3 protein-coding genes are annotated in these 2,566 nt (G+C 68.4%); all 3 read left to right on the top strand.

Annotated features, from left to right (window positions below; translation table 11 throughout):
- Positions 1-316 (top strand): BlaI/MecI/CopY family transcriptional regulator (locus QOD90_RS02765; RefSeq protein WP_526346438.1); only part of this gene is annotated, 316 nt, incomplete at its 5' end.
- 14 nt (positions 317-330) lie between these two features.
- Positions 331-1,278, top strand: coding sequence for a M56 family metallopeptidase (locus tag QOD90_RS02770; protein ID WP_526346440.1), 948 nt, complete (start codon positions 331-333; stop codon positions 1,276-1,278).
- Positions 1,279-1,406: 128 nt separating this feature from the next.
- Positions 1,407-2,566: NADP-dependent phosphogluconate dehydrogenase (gnd, locus tag QOD90_RS02775; protein WP_526346442.1), on the top strand; the 1,160-nt coding region annotated here is incomplete at its 3' end.

Here is a 2,566-nt window from a genome sequence, read left to right on the forward strand (position 1 = left end):
CTCGACACGGCGCGACCTGGCATACACGACGGTCATGACGGTGCTTCAGCGCCTAGCGAAGAAGAACCTCGTGGTGCAGCACAGAGACGATCGCGCGCACCGGTACGCACCCACTCACGGCCGCGACGAACTGGTCGCAGGACTGATGGTCGACGCGCTTGACCAGGTATCGGACTCGGGTAGCCGCGAAGCGGCACTGGTCCACTTCGTCGAACGCGTCGGTGCCGACGAGGCGGACGCGCTGCGCCGTGCCCTTGCCGAACTCGAGGCCAAGCATCGCCACGCATCTCCGGCTAGCAATCCGGGCCATGCCTGAGGGAGACTGATGGGGTGTCCGCGCTGGCCTTCGCTCTCGTAGCGTTGTTGCTCGTCGGGCCGGTCCCGGCAATGTTGGCGCGAGCCTCCTGGCCGCTGCGCGCGCCACGGGCCGCCATTGTGCTGTGGCAGTCGATTGCCCTGGCCGCCGTGCTCTCCGCCTTCAGCGCGGGCATCGCGATCGTCAGCAGGCTGTTCGTACCCGGCCCCGACGGCCGCCCGACCGCCACCGTCACCAGTGAGATCCACGCGCTCGGCTGGCCGCTGTGGCTGCTCTACGTCGCAGTGTTCGCGCTCACGGTGCTGGTCGGGGCGCGGCTCGCGGTCGCCGTGGTCCAGGTCGCGATCGCGACCCGCCGCAGGCGCGCACATCACCGGATGATGGTCGACCTTCTCGCGAGTTCGCACGACTTCGCGCCCGAGGTGTGTACGCGGGCCAGCGGGCTGCGCATCCTCGACGTTGCACAGCCCCTGGCCTACTGCCTGCCCGGCGTACGCAGCCGCGTCGTCGTGAGCCAGGGGACGCTCACCACCCTGGCGGCCGGCGAGATTGCGGCGATACTCAGCCACGAGCAGGCCCACCTGCGCGCCCGGCACGACCTCGTTCTCGAGATGTTCACCGCCGTCCACGCGGCGTTCCCCCGGTTCGTGCGCAGCGCCAGTGCGCTGGATGCGGTGCGACTGTTGATCGAACTGCTCGCCGACGACGCCGCCGTCCGCGTTGCAGGCCCCACTCCCCTCGCCCGGGCCCTGGTGGCATGTGCCGCGGGACGTACGCCGTCGGGTGCCCTCGCCGCAGGCGGCCCGACCACGGTGTTGAGGGTGAGGCGCCTGGGTGGTCGGCCCAACAGCCTCGTACTCTCGGCAGCGGCGTACCTGTCCGCCGCGGCGGTGCTCGTCATACCCACCATCGCGCTCGCGGTGCCGTGGCTGACCGAGCTGAGGCGACTCTTCGCCGCCTGACCGACCCACTGCTTCGACCCCAATACCTCAGTGCCACGACACACGACGAAAGGCTGCCCGTGACTCCGTCCGACACCTCCTCCGATACCACCGGCACGGCACAGATCGGGGTCACCGGCCTCGCCGTGATGGGCTCGAATCTCGCGCGCAACTTCGCCCATCACGGCTACACCGTTGCGCTGCACAACCGCTCGGTCGCCAAGACCGACGCGCTGCTGAAGGACCACGGCTCGGAGGGCAATTTCGTTCGGAGCGAGACCATTCCGCAATTCCTCGCGGCGCTCGAGAAGCCGCGACGCGTCATCATCATGGTCAAGGCGGGCGACCCCACCGACGCCGTCATCAACGAGCTTGCCGACGCCATGGAGGAGGGCGACATCATCATCGATGGTGGCAACTCCCTCTACACCGACACCATTCGGCGCGAGAAGGCCATCCGCGACCGCGACCTGCACTTCGTGGGCGCGGGCATCTCCGGCGGCGAGGAGGGCGCGCTCAACGGCCCGTCGATCATGCCGGGTGGACCGGCCGAGTCCTACAAGTCGCTCGGCCCCCTGCTGGAGGACATCTCCGCCCACGTCGACGGGGTGCCGTGCTGCACGCACATCGGCCCCGACGGGGCTGGCCACTTCGTCAAGATGGTGCACAACGGCATCGAGTACTCCGACATGCAACTCATCGGCGAGGCCTACCAGCTACTGCGCGACGGACTGGGCAAGACCGCGCCCGAGATCGCCGACATCTTCGCGGAGTGGAATTCCGGCGACCTCGACAGCTACCTCATCGAGATCACGGCCGAGGTGCTGAAGCAGGTCGACGCCAAGACCGGCAAGCCGCTCGTCGACGTCATCCTCGACGAGGCTGAGCAGAAGGGCACCGGCCGGTGGACCGTGAAGTCGGCCCTCGATCTGGGTGTCCCGGTCACCGGCATCGCCGAGGCCGTCTTCGCCCGCGCGCTGTCGGGTTCGGTCGCGCAACGCAAGGCCACCACCGGCCTCGCCTCCGGGGATCTTGGCGCCAACCCCACCGACGCGGCGCAGTTCATCGACGACGTCAGCAAGGCGCTGTATGCCTCGAAGATCATCGCGTACGCCCAGGGCTTCAACCAGATTCAGGCTGGCAGCGCCGAGTACGACTGGAACATCACGCTCGGTGACATGGCCACCATCTGGCGCGGCGGCTGCATCATCCGGGCCAAGTTCCTCAACCGCATCAAGGAGGCCTACGACCAGGACCCCGAGCTGGCCACCCTGATCGCCGCGCCGTATTTCCGCAGCGCGGTCGAAGC

The organism is Mycobacterium sp., assembly GCF_032161845.1.
Lineage (GTDB): Bacteria > Actinomycetota > Actinomycetes > Mycobacteriales > Mycobacteriaceae > Mycobacterium.